We start from the raw sequence: 16,070 nt of genomic DNA, 5'->3' as shown, positions 1-16,070 counted from the left end.
TCCCGGGGTCAGCGGCCTTCACCGCCTTCCCGGGGCCTTCCGCGCGCGGCCGAGACCTCCACGAACTCCGCCCGTCCCGTGGCGGTCAGCCGGAGAATGGGGACGGCCTTGTCGCGTGGGTTCCCGTTGTTCTGGAAGGAGAGGAAGCCGCTGGCCCCGGCCACCTGCTGGCCTCCGTTCATCTGGTGGAACATCCGCGCCACCGCGTCTCCGGTGACGGTGACCTTCCCCTGTCCCGCGGCCATCTGGATCCCTCTCGCCGCCGTCAGGACGGCGTCGTGGGCCATGATCGCCTGGCCGTCCTCCCGTGAGTTGTTGGGGAAGGTGGTGTCGAGGAAGCCGCCCTCGGCGAAGTACCGCGCGGACGGCGCCGAGACCGCCTTCGGGTCCGTGCGGTACATGTCCGGGTGGGCCAGGCCGGTGTAGAGCACCTCGACCTGGGTCTTCGCGGCGGCGGCGAGCTGCTCCCGGGTCAGGTTCGTGGTGTCGTCCCCGGCGATCACGGTGAACTCGACGTCCTGGCAGGCGCGGTTGGACAGCGCGCCGAGGAACCGCATGAGGTGGGTGCCGCGCCCGGCGAAGTAGATGACCTCGGGCTCCTCGTCGCAGAGCTGCGAGGACATGAAGTTCATCTCGCTCTCCCAGGCGTTGGCCACCGACGAGTCGTACGTCATCTTCTCCGCGACCAGCCGGTGACCGGTGGCGAGGTCCGGGAAGGCGCGGGTGAACTCCGAGCCCAGGGTGGTCGCGTAGAGATTGCCCTTCGCCGCGTCCTGCACGACGACGGCCGTACGGAACTTCTTCCGCTTGAGGTACGCGGCGGCGGCGTACGCCTCGTCGGCGTTGGTGGGCGACACCCGGACGAAGTTGTGTATGTCCTTGATGCTCGTCGCCGTCATCGTGGACGCGACCATGGCGATGCCCCGCGTCGACAGCAGGTCGACGGCCGCGCGGTTCTCGTCGGTGCTGGGGCCGAGGCCGGTGACCGCGACCAGCCTGTCGTCGGTGCTCTTGCGCTTGACCAGCTCGCCGACGGTGTAGCGCCAATGGTCGGAGCCGCCACCGGTGTTGGCGATGAGGAGCCGGATCTTCGGGGACGCGGCCAGGTCGCCCCGGTTGTGGCGGTACTGCGCGAGGTAGGCGCCCTGGAGTTCGTGCCGTACCGATTCGTCCGAGTTGCTGTCCGTACCGTCGAGGGTCAGGGACGTCATGTAGGCGACGCTGACGTACGGTTCACCGCTGTTCTCGATCCGGTCGTTCTCCTTCTCGATGGCCTTCTCGACCTGGGTGAGGTGGCCCCGGAAGACGTACGCGCCGTCCGTCACCCCCACACACTCCTTGTCCTCCCCCCGTTTCACCACGCCGTCGCCGCACCGCGCCCTGCTGTCCTCCAGCCAGGACACCGCGAACCAGCCGCCCACCGCGAGGACCGCGGCGGCGACGGCCGCGAGCACGACCCGGCGCACGATGTGCAGCGGCCATTCGATTCTGACCATCGGATCAGACCTCCCCCGTCGTCTGCGGATGACGCCAATGCCGGTACCGTTCCGCCTCGTTGAAGAGGGGCACGATGTCGTTCCTCCGGAGTTGGGACAGCTGGGTGAACCCCTCGGCGATCAGATGGGCCAGCCGCATCCCGGGGTCGGCGAGCGGATCGCTCCACACCCACCGGGCGACGACCAGACCCTGGATCAGGGAGGCCGCGTCCACGGCCCGGGCGGGCGCGCGCCCGGAGCCCAGCGCGGCGAGCAGCTCCAGCGGACCGCCCTCGTCCGGCAGGCGGTTGGGGGCCGAGGTGACCGTGTCGAACTCGCTGATCCACTGCGCCGCGGGCACCGCGGTGAAGCGCCGCAGCAGCTGGTCCGCCACGTCGTCCACGCGGTGCAGGGCGAGCTGGTGGTACATCTCCTGGACGGGCCGGCCCTCCGACCGGTAGTGCTCGGCGAGCAGTTCGTGCGCCATGTCCCAGTCGTCGGGGCGGCGGGCGAGCTCCCACAGCAGCAGGCGCCGCAGCCAGGGGTGGAGGGTGGGGACGAAGGTGCCCGGCCCCGCCAGCAGCCAGCGCGAGCGCATCTCGCCGAACAACTCCTCGCCGTGGCCGAGGACTTGTGTCCCCACCGACAGGTCGCGAGCGGCGGCGCACTCGGCGAGCATGGCGCGCTCGACCGGGTCGAGGCCGCGCAGCAGATGGCCGAGCGCGGTCTCGGCGAGGGTCGAACTGACCTCGCCGGTACGGAGTTGGCGGTCGGGGAGCTTGCGCAGCCAGCGGTCCTGGTCGGGTCCGGACTCGGACGGGGCGCCCGACTGGCGTAACACGTCGAGGATCTGCTGCACCGCGCGCGGCAGGCCGCCGGTGAGCCGGTGCACGAAGGGGGTGAGGCGGGTGTACGGCGCCAGCTCCGGGTGCCCGCCGAGCTGGAGTTCGATGCGGATGCGCACCTCGTCGAGGTTGAGGTCGCGCAGCCGCAGCGGATACCACCAGGTGTCCTCGCCGTCCCGGGTGGGCCGGTAGGTGTGCCAGTCGGCGAGGGAGGCGCGGTCGGGGCCGCGCAGCTGCCACGGCCAGGCGTCGCCGGTGGCCGGCCCCCAGCGGGGCAGCCAGCGGTTGGAGCTGGCGACGACCGTGAGCGGGTCGCAGTCGCCGCCCGTCACGACCGTGTCGTCGTGACGGGCCCGGACGAGCAGGTCGAGGAAGCGCCTGCCGTACGGGGCGTGGGTGTTGTCCAGCAGGAGGAGGTGCGAGCGGGGCATGAAGTTGCGCGCGGTGTTGCGGCGCAGGTCTTCGAGGAACGCGGAGAACAGCACCCGGTCCAGCCGCTCCTGCTGCTGTTCGTCGCCGTCGTGGCGCCACAGGTTGAGCTCGACGAGCGCCTCCCACCGGTCGCCGCTGCGGATCAGGGGGTGCGCGCCGAACCAGTGCGCGCCGGCGGTGAGCCGGCCGACGAGGCCGCGGACGGGCAGCCGCCGGCCGCGCCGCAGGGCGTCCTGGAACACCGCGAGAGCGACGGACGAGGCGCCTTCCGGGACGCCGATGGCGCCCATGCCGACCTCGAAGAACGCCGCGAGGTAGTCGCCGTGCCGGGCTTCGTTGGCCTGCTGGAAGTGGTCGAGCTGGCGCTGCACCGCCCGGCGGCCCTGCGCCATGCTGTGGCCCTGGGCCATGCCGCGGATGTTCAGCTCCTCGTCCGAGGCGAGCAGTCCGAGGCTGAGGAGCGGGAAGCGGGAGCGGCCGTACCGGGGCAGCTTGCGCTCCAGCTGGCGGGCGAGCAGGGCGAGGGCGTAGCGCGGCAGCAGCGACTGCGTACCGCCGAAGTTGACGTAGGCGAAGGGGTGGTCGGGGCCGAAGTGCTCCATCAGGGCGCTGTGGGCCTCGCTGGCGCCGCTGCCGCGCGGGCCGAGCAGCATCGTGACCGGGCGGTCGGCGGTGGGCGGCTGTTTCAGGCATTCGTCGACGAGCGACACGATGCCGCTGCGGCCGCGCAGGCCCAGACCGCTCCCGGACTCCATGACGGATCCCCCCTCCGCGGCCCGCCGTGCGCCCCCGTGACGGTAGAACGTCCCGCGACTGCCCACGGTAGGCGGGACGTACCCGTCACGTCACGTGTGTTGCCGTTTCGCCGGCCCCGGGAGGCACGGCGGAGGGGCCGCCGGTGCCGGGCCTGCGGCGGCCTCAGCTGAGGACGCCGGTGCCCAGCAGGCCGAGGAGCAGCACTCCGATGATGATTCGGTAGATCACGAAGGCGTTGAAGGAGTGCTTGGCGACGAACTTGAGCAGCCAGGAGATGGAGGCGTACGCGACGACGAAGGAGACGAGGGTCCCGGCGACCAGGGGGGCGGCGCCGACCCCCGCGCCCAGCGCGTCCTTCAGCTCGTAGAGGCCGGCGCCGGTGAGGGCGGGGATGCCGAGGAAGAACGACAGGCGGGTGGCGGCGACGCGGTCGAGGTCGAGGAGGAGCGCGGTGGACATCGTGGCGCCGGACCGCGAGAAGCCGGGGAAGAGGAGGGCGAGGATCTGTGAACTGCCCACCAGCATCGCGTCCTTGAACGACGTGTCGTCCTCGCCGCGCTTGTGGCGGCTCATCTGGTCGGCCACCCACATCACACCGCTGCCGACGATCAGGGAGGCCGCCACCACCCACAGCGAGGCGAGCGGGCCCTGGATGAGTGGTTTGGCGGCCAGTCCGACCAGGACGATCGGGATCGTGGCGTAGATGACCCACCAGGCGAACTTGTAGTCGTGGTGGTAGCGCTCCTCGGGCTCCCGCAGGCCGGTGACCCAGGCGGTGAGGATCCTGACGATGTCCTTGTAGAAGTAGACGAGCACGGCGGCGATGGCGCCGACCTGGATGACGGCGGAGAAGCCGATGACGGCGTGGTGGTCGACCGGGATGCCCATCAGGCCCTCGACGATCTTCAGGTGGCCGGTGGAGGAGACCGGGAGGAACTCGGTCACCCCTTCGACGGCGCCGAGGATGACGGCCTGGCCGACGCTGATCACGCTCATCGGATCTCTTTCCGGAGGGTTCGAGGGGTACGTCGGCGGAGACCACGGGCGCCGATCGCCCGCGGGTCCGCCTGTCTGTACGTCTACTGCACTGTAGACGATGCCGGCGGCCGCGACGCTCCCGGCCGTCCGGCAGCGTGTCCCCGTACCTCCGGGAACGTGTCTCCGTACCCCCCGGGAACGTTTCTCCGTACTCCCGGCAGCGCGCCTCTCCGTATCCCCCCGGGAGTCAGGCGCCCAGCCGGTTGATCTCCGGGCTGTACAGCACACGCGGCCCGGCACCCCGCAGGGCGACCACCGCGAGCATCGCCCGGCCCAGGTGTTCCGTCGTGGTCACGTGCGCGGGCAGCAGGCGGCGCAGCAGCGGGTAGAGCCAGGAGGTCAGGCCGTACATCAGCCGGTAGACGGCCGTCCTGGACCTCGCCCCGTGGAGGGGCCGGATGTACCCGGGCCGGAACATGTAGGCGGGGAAGTCCATGGCCAGCAGTTCGTTCTCGGTACGGCCCTTGACCCGCGCCCACGCGCTCCGGCCGCGCTCGGTGCTGTCGGTGCCCTCGCCGGAGACGTACGTGAAGGTCAGACCGGGGCTGCGGCGGGCCAGAGCCCGGGCGGCGGCGAGGGTGTAGTCGTGGGTGATACGGCGGTACTCGTCCTCGCTCCGGCCGGACGAGGAGACGCCGAGGCAGTAGAAGCACGCGTCGAGCCCGGAGAGCTCGTCCTCGATCGCGGTGAAGTCGGTGAAGTCGTCGTGGACGATCTCGCGGACCTGGGGAGGGTGCCCGCCGGTCCTCGTACGGCCCACCAGGACCACGCTCTCGACCCGCTCGTCCCGCACACAGGCGCGCAGGACACCCTGCCCGACCATGCCGGACGCCCCAAAGATGATGACCTTCACGTTCGACCGTCCTCGTGTGACGCGGCGCGGGCGCGTACGAGTCCACACGCCCGCCCAACCATCCGGCTGGGCAGGGGCAGCGTAGCCATGACGCGCGGACCGGACGCCACGCCGTCGTCGTGTCGGTGGGCCGCCGGACCCGCCCGTCCGGGGCACTCTGAGGGCTCGTCCGTCCGCGCCCGCCCCACCGGGAGTCCCAGATGAGCAAGGCCCTCCCCCTCGGCCCCGCCCCCGAGCTGCGGGGCCGCCTGGCCCTGGTCACCGGGGCCAACAGCGGCATCGGCTTCGCTGTCGCCCGCCGCTTCGCCCGGGCGGGCGCCGAGGTCGTCCTGGCCGTACGGAACACGGCGAGGGGCCGGGAGGCCGCGCGGCGCCTCGGCGGCCCGGTGCGCGTGGAGGAGGTCGATCTGGCCTCGCTCGCCTCGGTCAGGGATCTGTGCGACCGGTTGAACGCCGAAGGCCGGCCGCTGCACTACCTGGTCAACAACGCCGGGATCCTCGCCCCGCCGCGGCGGACGCTCTCCCCCGACGGCTTCGAGCTCCAGCTCGCCACCAACCACCTGGGCCACTTCGCCCTCACGGGACTGCTCCTGCCCCTGCTGCGGCAGACGGGCGGCCGGGTCGTGAGCATGGCCAGCCTCACGGCCCGTACCGCCCGTCTCTCTCCCGACGATCTCCAGGGCGGGACGTACCACCCGTACGCCGCCCACGGCACGTCCAAGCTCGCCCAACTGGTCTTCGCCCTCGAACTGGACCGGCGCAGCCGGCTGCGGGGGTGGGGCATCAGCAGCAACGCCGCCCACCCCGGTGGTGTGGTTACCCGCCTCCAGGTGACGGGACCGACTCTCGATGGCCACCGCGCGGGTCTCCTGGCCCGGCTCAGCACCCGGATCTACCGGCTGCCGGGACTGGGGAACGACGTGGCGCGGGCGTCCCTGCTCCCGTTCTTCGCCGCGACGGCCGGGCGGGCGGAGGGCGGCGCCTACTACGGGCCGGCGGGTTTCGCGGAGCTCTCAGGTCCGCCCGCCCGGGCGACGATCCCCGCCCGGGCCCGGGACGCACGGACGGCGGCGCGGCTGTGGACGGCCTCGGAGGAGCTGACGGGGGTCGTCTTCGCCGGCTCCGGGGACTGACCGGCTGCTGGGTGACGGCGGGCGCGCAGGGTCACGTGTCCGTCGCGGTCGGGGAGGCCCTGCCGGCGCCGACCGTCGGGAAGGTCCCGGTGGACGTCTTCCTCGTCCTGACGGTGCTGGCCGGCGGCTGGTTCACCGGCCAGTGGATCACCACCACCGGCACACCGCCCCGGTCGGCCCTCGAAGCCGTTGTCTCCCGGTCAGCCCTCGAAGCCGTTGTCCGCCAGGATCCGGTCGATCCTGGCGCGGTGCGCCGCCTCCCACATGTCGAGGGATTCGCCGGCCTCCTTGGCCAACGCGGCGCGGGCGTCGAGCAGTACGCGCTCCTGGCGGGCGTGGGGAACCACGACGATGCCCTCCTCGTCGGCCACGACCACGTCACCGGGCCGTACGTCCACCCCGCCGCAGCGCACCGGCTGATCGAGCGATCCGATGGCCGCTTTGGCCCCGGGGACGGGGATGACGCCCCGGGCGAAGACGGGAAACCCCATCTCCCGCACCTCGGCGAGGTCTCGGACGACCCCGTCCACCACGAACCCCGCGATGCCCCGCCGTTGGGCGATGGCACACACGTTCCCCCCGGCGACGGCGTAGTCCACGTCACCGGCCTGCACGACGACGACGGAGCCCGGCTCCGCGCGGTAGATGGCCGCGTGCAGCATGAGGTTGTCCCCCGGAGGACACCGCACGGTGAACGCCGGACCGGCCACCCGCGGGGCCGAGGGCCACAGCGGGCGGACGCCGATGTCCATGACCTGCTCACGCCCCAGCACGTCGGCGAGGGTGGTCGGCGGGATGCTCTGGAATCCGTTGACGTCGTCCATGGCTCTTCCTTCGTCCGGGCGGCCCCTCCTGAGGCGGAAGGGGGGTGACGCACGGCGGTCGAGCCTACCGAAGTACGGAGGGAGGAGAACCCTGCCGGCCTTCGGCCCGGAGGGCGGGCGGGCTGCGGTCTTGCTTTAGAATTATGATCGTAAGACAATGAGTGACGGGACAGCTCCTCCCCCGCCCGGGCCTCCGGCGGACGCCGCCGGTCCGGGCGCGCCCCTCGTACCACGACCAGAAGGCGAACCCGCATGAGTACGTACGTGGCAGACGCAGCCGAGAACCTCACCGTGGAAGGCCCGTCCGCCCGGTTCACCTACCGGCGCATGGGTCCGCGGGGCGGCACCCCGCTCGTCCTGCTGACCCGCTTCCGGGGGACCATCGACTGGTGGGACCCGCACTTCCTGGACCGCCTGGCCGCCGACCATGACGTGATCGTGTTCGACAACGTCGGAATCGGCTACACCACCGGCCACCCGCGCGACTCCGCCGAGGGCTTCGCCGACGGTGCCGTCGAATTCATCCGGGCGCTGGGCCTGCCGCGGGTCGATCTGCTCGGCTGGTCCCTGGGGGGCATCGTCGCCCAGTACGTGGTGCGGCGCAGCCCCCAGCTGGTGCGCAGGCTGATCGTGGCGGGCAGCAGCCCCGGCGCCCCCGTGCCCGGCGCGCCGGCCATGAGCGACAGAGTCCGCGCCATCATGGACAAGCCCGGCGGCGGCGCGCCGGACGACGTGCTTTATCTCTTCTTCCCCGAGACCGACGCGGGGCGGGCCGCCGGGCAGCGGCACCTCGCCAACGTCTCGACGCGGCTCCGGGCCGGGGGCCCCGCCATTTCCGACGAGGCGGCCAGGGGGCAGCTCACCGCCGTGGCGAAGCTCCAGTCGGTCCCGTTCGACGAGGCCCGCTCCCACCTGGAGAGCATCGAGCAGCCCGTTCTCTACGCCAACGGGGTCCAGGACGTGATGATCCCCGCCCTGGCGTCCTATGTGGCCGTCCAGCATCTCGACTCGGCCGTGCTCGTGCTCTACAGCGACGCCGGACACGGCTTCCTTTTCCAGCACGCGGAAGCGTTCGTCACCGAGGTGACCAACTTCCTGGCCGACTGAGCGAAAACGGCTCCCGCTCCGGCACCGGCTCCCTCACCGGCACCGACGAGGCCGAGGCCCGCCCTCCCATGAGCGTACACTTGTAATATTACGCAAGGGTACGGGAGGGCGGGCGCGCCCTCCCCGGGATTGGGGGAAGGCATGGCGCGATACGGGAAAGAGCACAAGCAGGCGACGCGGCAGCGCATCATCGAGAGAGCGGGCCGCCGGTTCAAGCGCGACGGCATCGACGGCTCCGGAATCGCCGCGCTCATGTCGGACGCGGGACTGACGAACGGCGCGTTCTACGCCCATTTCGCCTCCAAGGACGACCTGGTCACCCACGCGGTCGCCGACCAGTTGAGAGCGCAGCGCGAGAGCTTCGCCGCACAGGCGTCCGACGGCGGGCCGGGGCAGGTCGTGCGCGAATACCTCTCGGTGCGGCACCGCGACAACCCGGGTGAGGGCTGCCCTTCCGCCGCCCTGCTCGACGAGATCGGACGCTCCACCGACGCGACCAAGCAGGCGTACACCGAGGGCCTCCTGGCCATCATCGACGGCCTCAACGCGCGCTCGGCGCCGGACGATCCGGAGGCGGCACGCGTGAAGACGCTCAGTGTCTTCGCCATGATGGTCGGAACGCTCCAGCTGTCCCGCGCGCTGTCCGACCCGGAACTCGCCGACGCCGTGCTGGAGCAGGGCCTGCGGAACGTCCTCGCGGTACGGAGCGCCGATCAGCCGAACTGAACCAGCGTCACGCGGAGGTGCACGGGCCTCCCCACCACCGGCTCACAGGACGGCCTCGGCGAGCTTCTCGATCTCGTCCGGGTCCGCCAGCGCGGGGTGGAAGATCAGCTCGTCCGCCCCGATCGCGGCGAACGCTTCCGCGGCGGCCCTCACCGCGTCGCCCCCGACGCTGATGGATTCCGCGACCGATTCGGCGTATTCGGCCCCGATGGCGGCGTAGTAGTCCCGGATGTTGTCCTTGCCCCGGCGGATGTCCCCGAAGGCGAAATACGCGATGGCCACCAGTTTCGGCGCCCCTTCCCGTCCCTCCTCCGCCCATGCGCGCCTGGCCGCGTCGAAGAACGGAACCACCGCGGGAGCGGGCAGGCTTCCCGCGATGTAGCCCTGCCCCCAGGCGGCCATCCGCCGGAACGCCACCGGAGCCAGGCCGCCGAACAGCAGGGGAACGGCCCGCGTTCCGGCGGGAACGGCCGCGTTGACGCCCTCCCCCACCGGTTCGCCGCGCCAGACGCGGTGATAGACGTCCAGGTCGTGGTCCATGCGCTTGCCGAGACCCTGGGGCGGCAGGCCGTCCACCACGAAGTCGTCGGGACGGTTTCCGCCGATCCCCACCCCGAGTGTGAGGCGGCCCCCGGACATGCCGTCGATTCCCGCCAGTTCCTTCGCCAGGAGAACGGGGGGCCAGACTGTGGCCAGCATGATGTTGCTGCTCAGCCCTATCGTGCGGGTGGCGGCCGCCGCACCGGCCAGCGCCACGGTGTCCAGGACTCCTGGATACGCGGTCCGGCCCACGGTCGCCAGCGTGGAGAAACCCGCTTCCTCGGAACGTACCGACCATTCCGGGATCACCCTGGGATCCACATCGCGCACCTGATTCGGAAGCCCGATTCCGATCTTCACAGCTGTACCGCCAATCCGTTCGAATGATGAGTGAGGCCGGTGCGGAGCGCGCGTCCCGTGGAGCCCGCGCCAAGTCCGGAGTCAGGCAAGAGCCGCTTCGAGCGCCGAGTAGGAGCCGGAACCGGTGACCGTCCTCCGGAGCGTGAAGCCCGCGTCGGCGAGGAGTTGGCGCCATTCGGTCTCGCTGCGCTGGCGGCCGCCGAGCATGCCGAGCATCGTGATGTCGATCATCTTGGTCGGGTGCGGCGCGTCGCCCTCGGGCACGACCATGTCGATGACAACCAGCCGGGCGCCGGCCGGCGCGGCCTCCGAGACGTTGCGCAGAATGCGCAGGGCGGAGGGATTGTCCCAGTCCTGGAGGACGGCCGACAGAATGTAGAAATCCGCGGCGGGCACGCTCTGGAAGAAGTCTCCCGCGACGATGTCCACGCGCTCGGAGAGTCCCGCCGCCTCGATCACGGGCCGCGCGGCGAACACACTGCTCGGCAGGTCGAAGACGATGCCCCGGGCGCCGGGATGGGCGGCCAGGACCTCGGTCAGCAGAGTGCCGTCTGCTCCACCGATGTCGGCGATGGTCCCGTCGCGGGGAAAGTCGTAGGCGGTCAGCAGGTCGCCGCGGGCATTCTGGGTGAATCCGGCCATCGCCTCGTTCTGGAGTGCCGCCAGTTCGGGGTTCTCGTCGATCCAGTCGAAGAAGGGTTTGCCGAGGAACAGGGTCGCGGCGGGCTCACCGGTCCGTACCGTGTCGAGCAGATCGCCGAACGGAGCGTAGTGGGTCCGGCGGAAGTACCGGGCGACGTCACGGAGGGAGTCGGCCGGGCCCTCGGCGAGGGTGTGCCCGAGATCGGTGATCTCGACCGTGCCGTCGAAGGTGCGGAACACGCCGTGCTGCGCCAGGAAGCGAATGATCCTGCCGAGCGCGTCGGCGTCCGCGCCGACCTCCGCCGCGAGGTCGTCGACCTCGCGCGGACCGTTCAGCAGCGCGGTCGCCACGCCGAGTTCGGCGACCGCGAACAGGGCCTGGGAGACCTGGAATCCGGTGAGCAGTTCATGCATGCGCGCGGCCGGGGGCAGTGCGGTGTCGGTCATGGTTCTCTTCCTGATCTTCACATCGGGAACACACCGGGGGCGCGAGCCTCACGCGGGCCGCCACTCCGGTCCCGGGACCCCGTACCCCGGTCATTTACTTACGATCGTAATACTATCGCCGCACCTTTGTCGAACGGCCCGCCACCTCCCCCGCCCCCTCGGCATCCCCCGCCGAACGGCGGCGCCGTCAGCGGGTGCTCTTTCCGGCCGCGTTCCTGCTCTTCTGCCTCGGCATCGGCATCGGTGGGGCCGGTGGCGGTACGGAGAAAACCGAGGACGTGGCCGTGTCGGAACCGGGGCCCACCGCGACCGTGACCGCCACGCGGACGGAATCGGTGGCGCCCACCGACACGCCCGAGCCCGCCGTGACCACCACGGTGACCGCGAAGGCGAAGCCGGCTCCGACCGTCACCAGGACGAAGACGGTGCGCGTCACGGTGGCGCCGGCCGCAGGCGGCGGCGGTGACGATTCCGGTGGCGACGATTCCGGTGGGGACGACAGTTCCTCGACCTACTACGCGAACTGCACCGCCGTCCGCGCCGCCGGCGCCGCCCCCATCCGCCGGGGCGACCCCGGCTACGGGTCCCACCTGGACCGCGACGGTGACGGAGTCGCCTGCGAGTAGGGGCCGGGAGCGAGGGGCGCCCACTGCCCGGCCGGTGAGGTGTCGCGCGCTGGTAAAATAGGGGCACGCTTCGACGTCGCCGGGGCCCGTACCTCACGCGGTACGGGCCCCGGGGCGTTCCGGGCGTCAGACCGAGGAAGGTTCCCCCATGAACGCGAAGCCGTCAGCCTCCGGGCGCTCCGGTGCCGGCCGGACCGACCGGGCCGCCGCGCCGCAGGGTGAGCTGTCCGTACCGGAGACGGTGGTTCCCGGTCTGCCGCCCGCCCGGTCCTTCGCCGAGCTGGACCTGCCCGCCGAGCTGCTGGCGGCGATGGCCGGGCTCCAGGTGCGGGAGCCGTTCCCCATCCAGGCGGCCACCCTGCCGGACGCCCTGGCCGGCCGTGACGTCCTCGGCCGGGCGCGGACCGGCTCGGGCAAGACGCTCGCCTTCGGGCTCGCGCTCCTCGTCCGTACGGCGGGCCGGCGCGCCGAGGCGAAGCGCCCCCTCGGGCTGGTCCTCGTACCGACGCGGGAACTGGCCCAGCAGGTGAGCGACGCGCTGGCACCGTACGCGAAGGTGCTCGGGCTCCGCCTGACGACCGTCGTCGGCGGGCTGTCGATCTCGCGGCAGGCGGCGGAGGTCAAGGCCGGCTCCGAGATCGTGGTCGCGACGCCCGGACGGCTCGCGGACCTGGTCGGACGGCGGGACTGCCACCTGGACCGGGTACGGATCACCGTTCTGGACGAGGCGGACCAGATGTGCGACCTGGGCTTCCTGCCGCAGGTCTCGGAGGTGCTGGACCAGGTGCGGCCCGACGGGCAGCGGATGCTGTTCTCGGCCACGCTCGACCGTAATGTCGACCATTTGGTACGGCAGTACCTGCACGACCCGGTGTTCGCCTCGGTCGACCGCGCGGCGGCCTCGGTCACCACGATGGAACACCACGTACTGAACGTCCATCCGGCCGACAAGTACGCCACCGCCACCGAGATCGCGGCCCGCGACGGGCGGGTGCTGATGTTCCTGGACACCAAGGTCGGTGTGGACCAGTTCACCCGCCACCTGCGGGACAGCGGCATCCGGGCCGCCGCCCTGCACAGCGGCAAGTCGCAGCCCCAACGGACGCACACGCTCGCGCAGTTCAAGGACGGGGAGGTCACGGTGCTGGTGGCCACCAACGTCGCCGCGCGCGGCATCCACATCGACCACCTCGACCTCGTGGTGAACGTCGACCCGCCCGCCGAGTCCAAGGACTACCTGCACCGGGGCGGGCGCACGGCGCGGGCGGGCGAGTCGGGCCGGGTGGTCACCCTGGTCACCCCAGGCCAGCGGCGCGACGTGAACAAGATGATGTCGGAGGCCGGGATCCGGCCGACGATCACTCAGGTCCGGTCCGGCGAGGAGCAGTTGACCAGCATCACCGGGGCCAAGCGGCCTCCGGTGGGCGACAGGGGCAAGACCGGCAGTATCCCCTTCCGGGGCATGGGCAACCGTACGGGCCGTCCTCCGAAGGAATCCCGCAAGGCCGCCGATGCCCGGAAGACCGCGGAGGCGCGACGGGCCGCGCAGGTGCGCAAGGCGCGCTGACAGGCGGTCGTGAACCCCCGTTGCCGGGCCGCCCCCTTCGCGGAGGCGGCCCGGCCCGTACGGAATCGTCAGTCCGCGCGTGCCGTCGGCGGGCGGCTCACCCCCGGGCCCGTGAACGTGTAGCTGTCCAGGTCCAGGATGGCTCCCGAGCCACCGGTGAAGACCACGTAGAGGTCCCTCGGGGCGTCCACCGCGCCAGTGATCGCCGCGCTGACCTCGGTGTACGTCTCCCAGCCGCCCGTGTTCGGCACGGTCACGCGGGCGAGCACCGGGCCGGTGACGGAGTCGTACCGGAAGGTGGCGACGTTGCCCGCCTTGTCCGAGGAGACGCGCGCCCTGACTCCGGTGATGCCCTTGAGGCTCACCGGGTGGTAGCGGACCCACTCGTTGTTCTGTACGTCTCCGAGGCGCTTGCCGCCCTCCGCCCCGGCGGCGGTGATGATCTGCGGTCCCGACAGCTGGGCGAAGTGCTCGGCCTGCCAGCGCTTGGGCCAGAGGGTCTGCTGGCGTTCCCCGGTCAGCGCGACCGTGCCCGGGGCGCCCTGGTCGGTGTAGGTCGCGCGCACCACGTAGAACTGGGTGGCGTCGAGCCCGGAGTGGATCGGGCCGGTGTTGAAGGTCATCGAGCAGCCCGTGCCCTCCGCGACCTCGTGGGCGTGTTCCTGGTGGCCGAGCGCGACCCGGACGATCACCTTCGAGCAGTCGACGGTCCCGTCCTGCGGGTCCGTCGCGGAGGCGGTCACGGTGACGTTCTCGTTCCACTCGAACGTGGCACCGTCCGGTGGGGCGCCGATGGTGAGGGTGGGACGGTTGTTGCCGACCACGACCGGGATCGTGGTGGTGCCGCTGCGCCCGGTGCCGTCGCTGACGGTCAGCCGGGCCTGGAAACTGCCGTTGGCGGTGTACGTGAACGACGGGTTGGCCGCCGTCGAGTCGGTGCTGCCGTTGTTGGTGAAGTCCCAGGCGTAGGTGAGCGGATTGCCGTCCGGATCGCTGCTGCCGGCGCTGGAGAACGTCACGGCCAGCGGGGCGAGGCCGTTGTCCCGGTTCACGGACGCCTTGGCCAGGGGTGACCGGCCGCCCTGCACGTAATTGATCTTGTAGAGTCCCGCGTCCTCCGCGCCCGAGAAGTAGCCGCTGCCGTATTCGAGCAGGTAGAGCGAGCCGTCGGGGCCGAACTCGGAGTCGATGGGGTGGACGAACCGCATGCCGTCGAGGACGGGTTCGATGGCGGTGGGGGTGCCGGTGGAGGGGTTGCCGTTGTTGAACTGCACTTCCTTGATCCAGTTCCGGCAGTACTCGGAGATCAGCAGCTTGTTGTCGTAGTACTGGGGCCACTTGACGTCGGAGTTCAGGTTCGGGTCGTAGTGGTAGACCTCGGTGTGGTTGGGCGAGCCGCAGCCTCCCGGGGTGTCCAGCTGGGGCCATTCCTTGCTACCGCCGTGCTGCTCCCACACGAGGGAGGGCTTGGTCGGCGGGAGCTGCTGAATGCCGGTGTTGCGGGGGGAGTTGTTGACGGGGCCGGTGGAACCGCCGCAGGGGAACCAGCCACGCGGGGCGTTGGCGGCGAAGTCCCAGTCGTTGTAACTGACGTTGGGGCCGCCGCAGTACGGCCAGCCGTAGTTGCCCGGGCCGGTCGCGCGGTTGAACTCGTCGTACGCGGCGGGGCCCCGGTTGGGAATCGTCGCCCCGGCGTCGGGACCGACCTCGCCCCAGTACAGGGTGTTGTTGGCCTTCTTGTCGACCCAGACGCGGTACGGGTTGCGTACGCCCATGACGTAGACCTCGGGTCGCGTACCGGCGGCTCCCTTCGCGAAGAGGTTGCCGTCGGGGACGGTGTACGTCCCGTTGTCCTCGGGGTGGATCCGGTTGATCTTCCCGCGCAGGTCGTTGGCGTTGCCCGAGGTGCGCTGGGCGTCGTACTGGGGGTTGCGCGAGGTGCGTTCGTCGATGGGTGCCATGCCGGCCGCGTCGCCGCCGGAGTTGGTGTTGTCACCGACCGCGAAGTACAGGTTGCCCGCGGTGTCCCAGGACATGGATCCGGCGGAGTGGCAGCACAGCTCGCGCTCGGTCCGCCACTCGATGATCATGTCCTCGCTGGCCGGGGCGATCGTGTTGGTGGCGCTGTTGAAGGTGAACCGGGAGATACGGTTGACCAGCGGGGTGACCTTCGGGGAGTAGAACAGCATGACCCAGCCGGTGGTCGCGAATCTCGGGTGCAGGGTGATGCCGATCAGCCCGTCCTCGAACCGGGCGTCGAGCGGGACGGTCAGCGCGACCGTGGTCGCCTTGGTGGCCGGGTTGTAGACGCGGACCTGGCCGCCGCCGTCGGTGGTGCCGCGGTTGATGTAGAGGACCTTGCCGTCGGGCAGGACGGCCAGCTCGATCGGCTCCCCCATCGGGAGTCCGCCGTCGAGCTTCACCTTCTCGAACCCGCTGGCGGGCGGGGGCGCGGCGGCGGTCTTGGGGTCGACGGCCGACTGGGCTGCGGCAGTTGTCTGGGATGCGGCGGTCGCTTTGGGTGCGGCGGTCAGTGGGGGTACGGCGGTTGCCTGGGGCGCGAGGAGCAGTGCGGACACGGTCAGGAGCGCGGCGAGCAGGGAACGAGTGCGCGATAACACGGCACCTCCATGGGCCGATCGCGGGTGGGACGGTGCGGTTCCGGGGCGGCGCGGTTCCGGGGCGGCGCGGGTGATCCG

The 16,070-nt window shown here is 71.3% G+C and carries 13 protein-coding genes; 5 read left to right on the top strand and 8 right to left on the bottom strand.

Annotated elements, in window-relative coordinates; all coding sequences use genetic code 11:
* Positions 1-8 precede the first annotated feature (8 nt).
* The 4 genes from ACIODU_RS04695 to ACIODU_RS04680 all read right to left on the bottom strand — a co-directional run bounded on the left by ACIODU_RS04695 (position 9) and on the right by ACIODU_RS04680 (position 5,399).
* Entirely contained in the window at positions 9-1,496 is a 1,488-nt protein-coding gene (locus ACIODU_RS04695) for a branched-chain amino acid ABC transporter substrate-binding protein (protein ID WP_401763885.1), read from the bottom strand.
* Between the two features lie 4 nt (positions 1,497-1,500).
* Complete coding sequence (locus ACIODU_RS04690; protein WP_401763882.1) at positions 1,501-3,507, bottom strand: hypothetical protein; 2,007 nt, start codon at positions 3,505-3,507, stop codon at positions 1,501-1,503.
* A 163-nt stretch (positions 3,508-3,670) separates the two neighbouring features.
* Positions 3,671-4,504, bottom strand: coding sequence for an undecaprenyl-diphosphate phosphatase (locus tag ACIODU_RS04685; protein ID WP_356419309.1), 834 nt, complete (start codon positions 4,502-4,504; stop codon positions 3,671-3,673).
* A 229-nt stretch (positions 4,505-4,733) separates the two neighbouring features.
* Positions 4,734-5,399: an NAD-dependent epimerase/dehydratase family protein gene (locus ACIODU_RS04680; protein WP_356419312.1), complete on the bottom strand. Its 666-nt coding sequence runs from the start codon at positions 5,397-5,399 to the stop codon at positions 4,734-4,736.
* Positions 5,400-5,599: 200 nt separating this feature from the next.
* On the opposite strand from ACIODU_RS04680, the gene ACIODU_RS04675 reads away from it, so the two are divergent.
* On the top strand, positions 5,600-6,532 hold the full coding sequence (locus tag ACIODU_RS04675) for an SDR family oxidoreductase (RefSeq protein WP_401763879.1): 933 nt from the start codon (positions 5,600-5,602) through the stop codon (positions 6,530-6,532).
* 200 nt (positions 6,533-6,732) lie between these two features.
* Here ACIODU_RS04675 and ACIODU_RS04670 read toward each other — a convergent pair whose 3' ends face one another.
* Positions 6,733-7,356 carry an RraA family protein gene (locus ACIODU_RS04670; protein ID WP_401763876.1) on the bottom strand — a complete coding sequence of 208 codons (624 nt, stop codon included), beginning with the start codon at positions 7,354-7,356 and terminating at the stop codon, positions 6,733-6,735.
* Positions 7,357-7,620: 264 nt separating this feature from the next.
* On the opposite strand from ACIODU_RS04670, the gene ACIODU_RS04665 reads away from it, so the two are divergent.
* The gene (locus ACIODU_RS04665) at positions 7,621-8,463 is read left to right on the top strand and encodes an alpha/beta fold hydrolase (RefSeq protein WP_401763873.1); all 843 of its coding nucleotides are present in this window, start codon (positions 7,621-7,623) and stop codon (positions 8,461-8,463) included.
* 141 nt (positions 8,464-8,604) lie between these two features.
* Positions 8,605-9,189 carry a TetR/AcrR family transcriptional regulator gene (locus ACIODU_RS04660; RefSeq protein WP_401763870.1) on the top strand — a complete coding sequence of 195 codons (585 nt, stop codon included), beginning with the start codon at positions 8,605-8,607 and terminating at the stop codon, positions 9,187-9,189.
* A 42-nt stretch (positions 9,190-9,231) separates the two neighbouring features.
* Here ACIODU_RS04660 and ACIODU_RS04655 read toward each other — a convergent pair whose 3' ends face one another.
* Positions 9,232-10,050, bottom strand: coding sequence for an LLM class flavin-dependent oxidoreductase (locus ACIODU_RS04655; protein WP_401763867.1), 819 nt, complete (start codon positions 10,048-10,050; stop codon positions 9,232-9,234).
* Positions 10,051-10,170: 120 nt separating this feature from the next.
* Entirely contained in the window at positions 10,171-11,178 is a 1,008-nt protein-coding gene (locus tag ACIODU_RS04650) for a methyltransferase (RefSeq protein WP_401763865.1), read from the bottom strand.
* A gap of 194 nt (positions 11,179-11,372) precedes the next feature.
* On the opposite strand from ACIODU_RS04650, the gene ACIODU_RS04645 reads away from it, so the two are divergent.
* Both ACIODU_RS04645 and ACIODU_RS04640 read left to right on the top strand, forming a co-directional pair.
* Positions 11,373-11,804: an excalibur calcium-binding domain-containing protein gene (locus ACIODU_RS04645; RefSeq protein ID WP_401763864.1), complete on the top strand. Its 432-nt coding sequence runs from the start codon at positions 11,373-11,375 to the stop codon at positions 11,802-11,804.
* Between the two features lie 148 nt (positions 11,805-11,952).
* Positions 11,953-13,371: a DEAD/DEAH box helicase gene (locus tag ACIODU_RS04640; RefSeq protein WP_401763861.1), complete on the top strand. Its 1,419-nt coding sequence runs from the start codon at positions 11,953-11,955 to the stop codon at positions 13,369-13,371.
* Positions 13,372-13,439: 68 nt separating this feature from the next.
* Here ACIODU_RS04640 and ACIODU_RS04635 read toward each other — a convergent pair whose 3' ends face one another.
* Positions 13,440-15,992 (bottom strand): PQQ-dependent sugar dehydrogenase, encoded by a 2,553-nt coding sequence (locus ACIODU_RS04635; protein WP_401763858.1) that lies wholly within the window; start codon positions 15,990-15,992, stop codon positions 13,440-13,442.
* Positions 15,993-16,070 lie beyond the last annotated feature (78 nt).

Source organism: Streptomyces sp. NPDC088261, assembly GCF_044740805.1.
GTDB lineage: Bacteria > Actinomycetota > Actinomycetes > Streptomycetales > Streptomycetaceae > Streptomyces.
This window is presented reverse-complemented; position numbering and strand designations above follow the sequence as displayed.

Coding starts and splice junctions, on each gene's coding strand:
- ACIODU_RS04695 (WP_401763885.1), bottom strand. CDS start 1,496: ATGGTCAGAATCGAATGGCCGCTGCACATCGTGCGCCGGGTCGTGCTC.
- ACIODU_RS04690 (WP_401763882.1), bottom strand. CDS start 3,507: ATGGAGTCCGGGAGCGGTCTGGGCCTGCGCGGCCGCAGCGGCATCGTG.
- ACIODU_RS04685 (WP_356419309.1), bottom strand. CDS start 4,504: ATGAGCGTGATCAGCGTCGGCCAGGCCGTCATCCTCGGCGCCGTCGAA.
- ACIODU_RS04675 (WP_401763879.1), top strand. CDS start 5,600: ATGAGCAAGGCCCTCCCCCTCGGCCCCGCCCCCGAGCTGCGGGGCCGC.
- ACIODU_RS04670 (WP_401763876.1), bottom strand. CDS start 7,356: ATGGACGACGTCAACGGATTCCAGAGCATCCCGCCGACCACCCTCGCC.
- ACIODU_RS04660 (WP_401763870.1), top strand. CDS start 8,605: ATGGCGCGATACGGGAAAGAGCACAAGCAGGCGACGCGGCAGCGCATC.
- ACIODU_RS04650 (WP_401763865.1), bottom strand. CDS start 11,178: ATGACCGACACCGCACTGCCCCCGGCCGCGCGCATGCATGAACTGCTC.
- ACIODU_RS04640 (WP_401763861.1), top strand. CDS start 11,953: ATGAACGCGAAGCCGTCAGCCTCCGGGCGCTCCGGTGCCGGCCGGACC.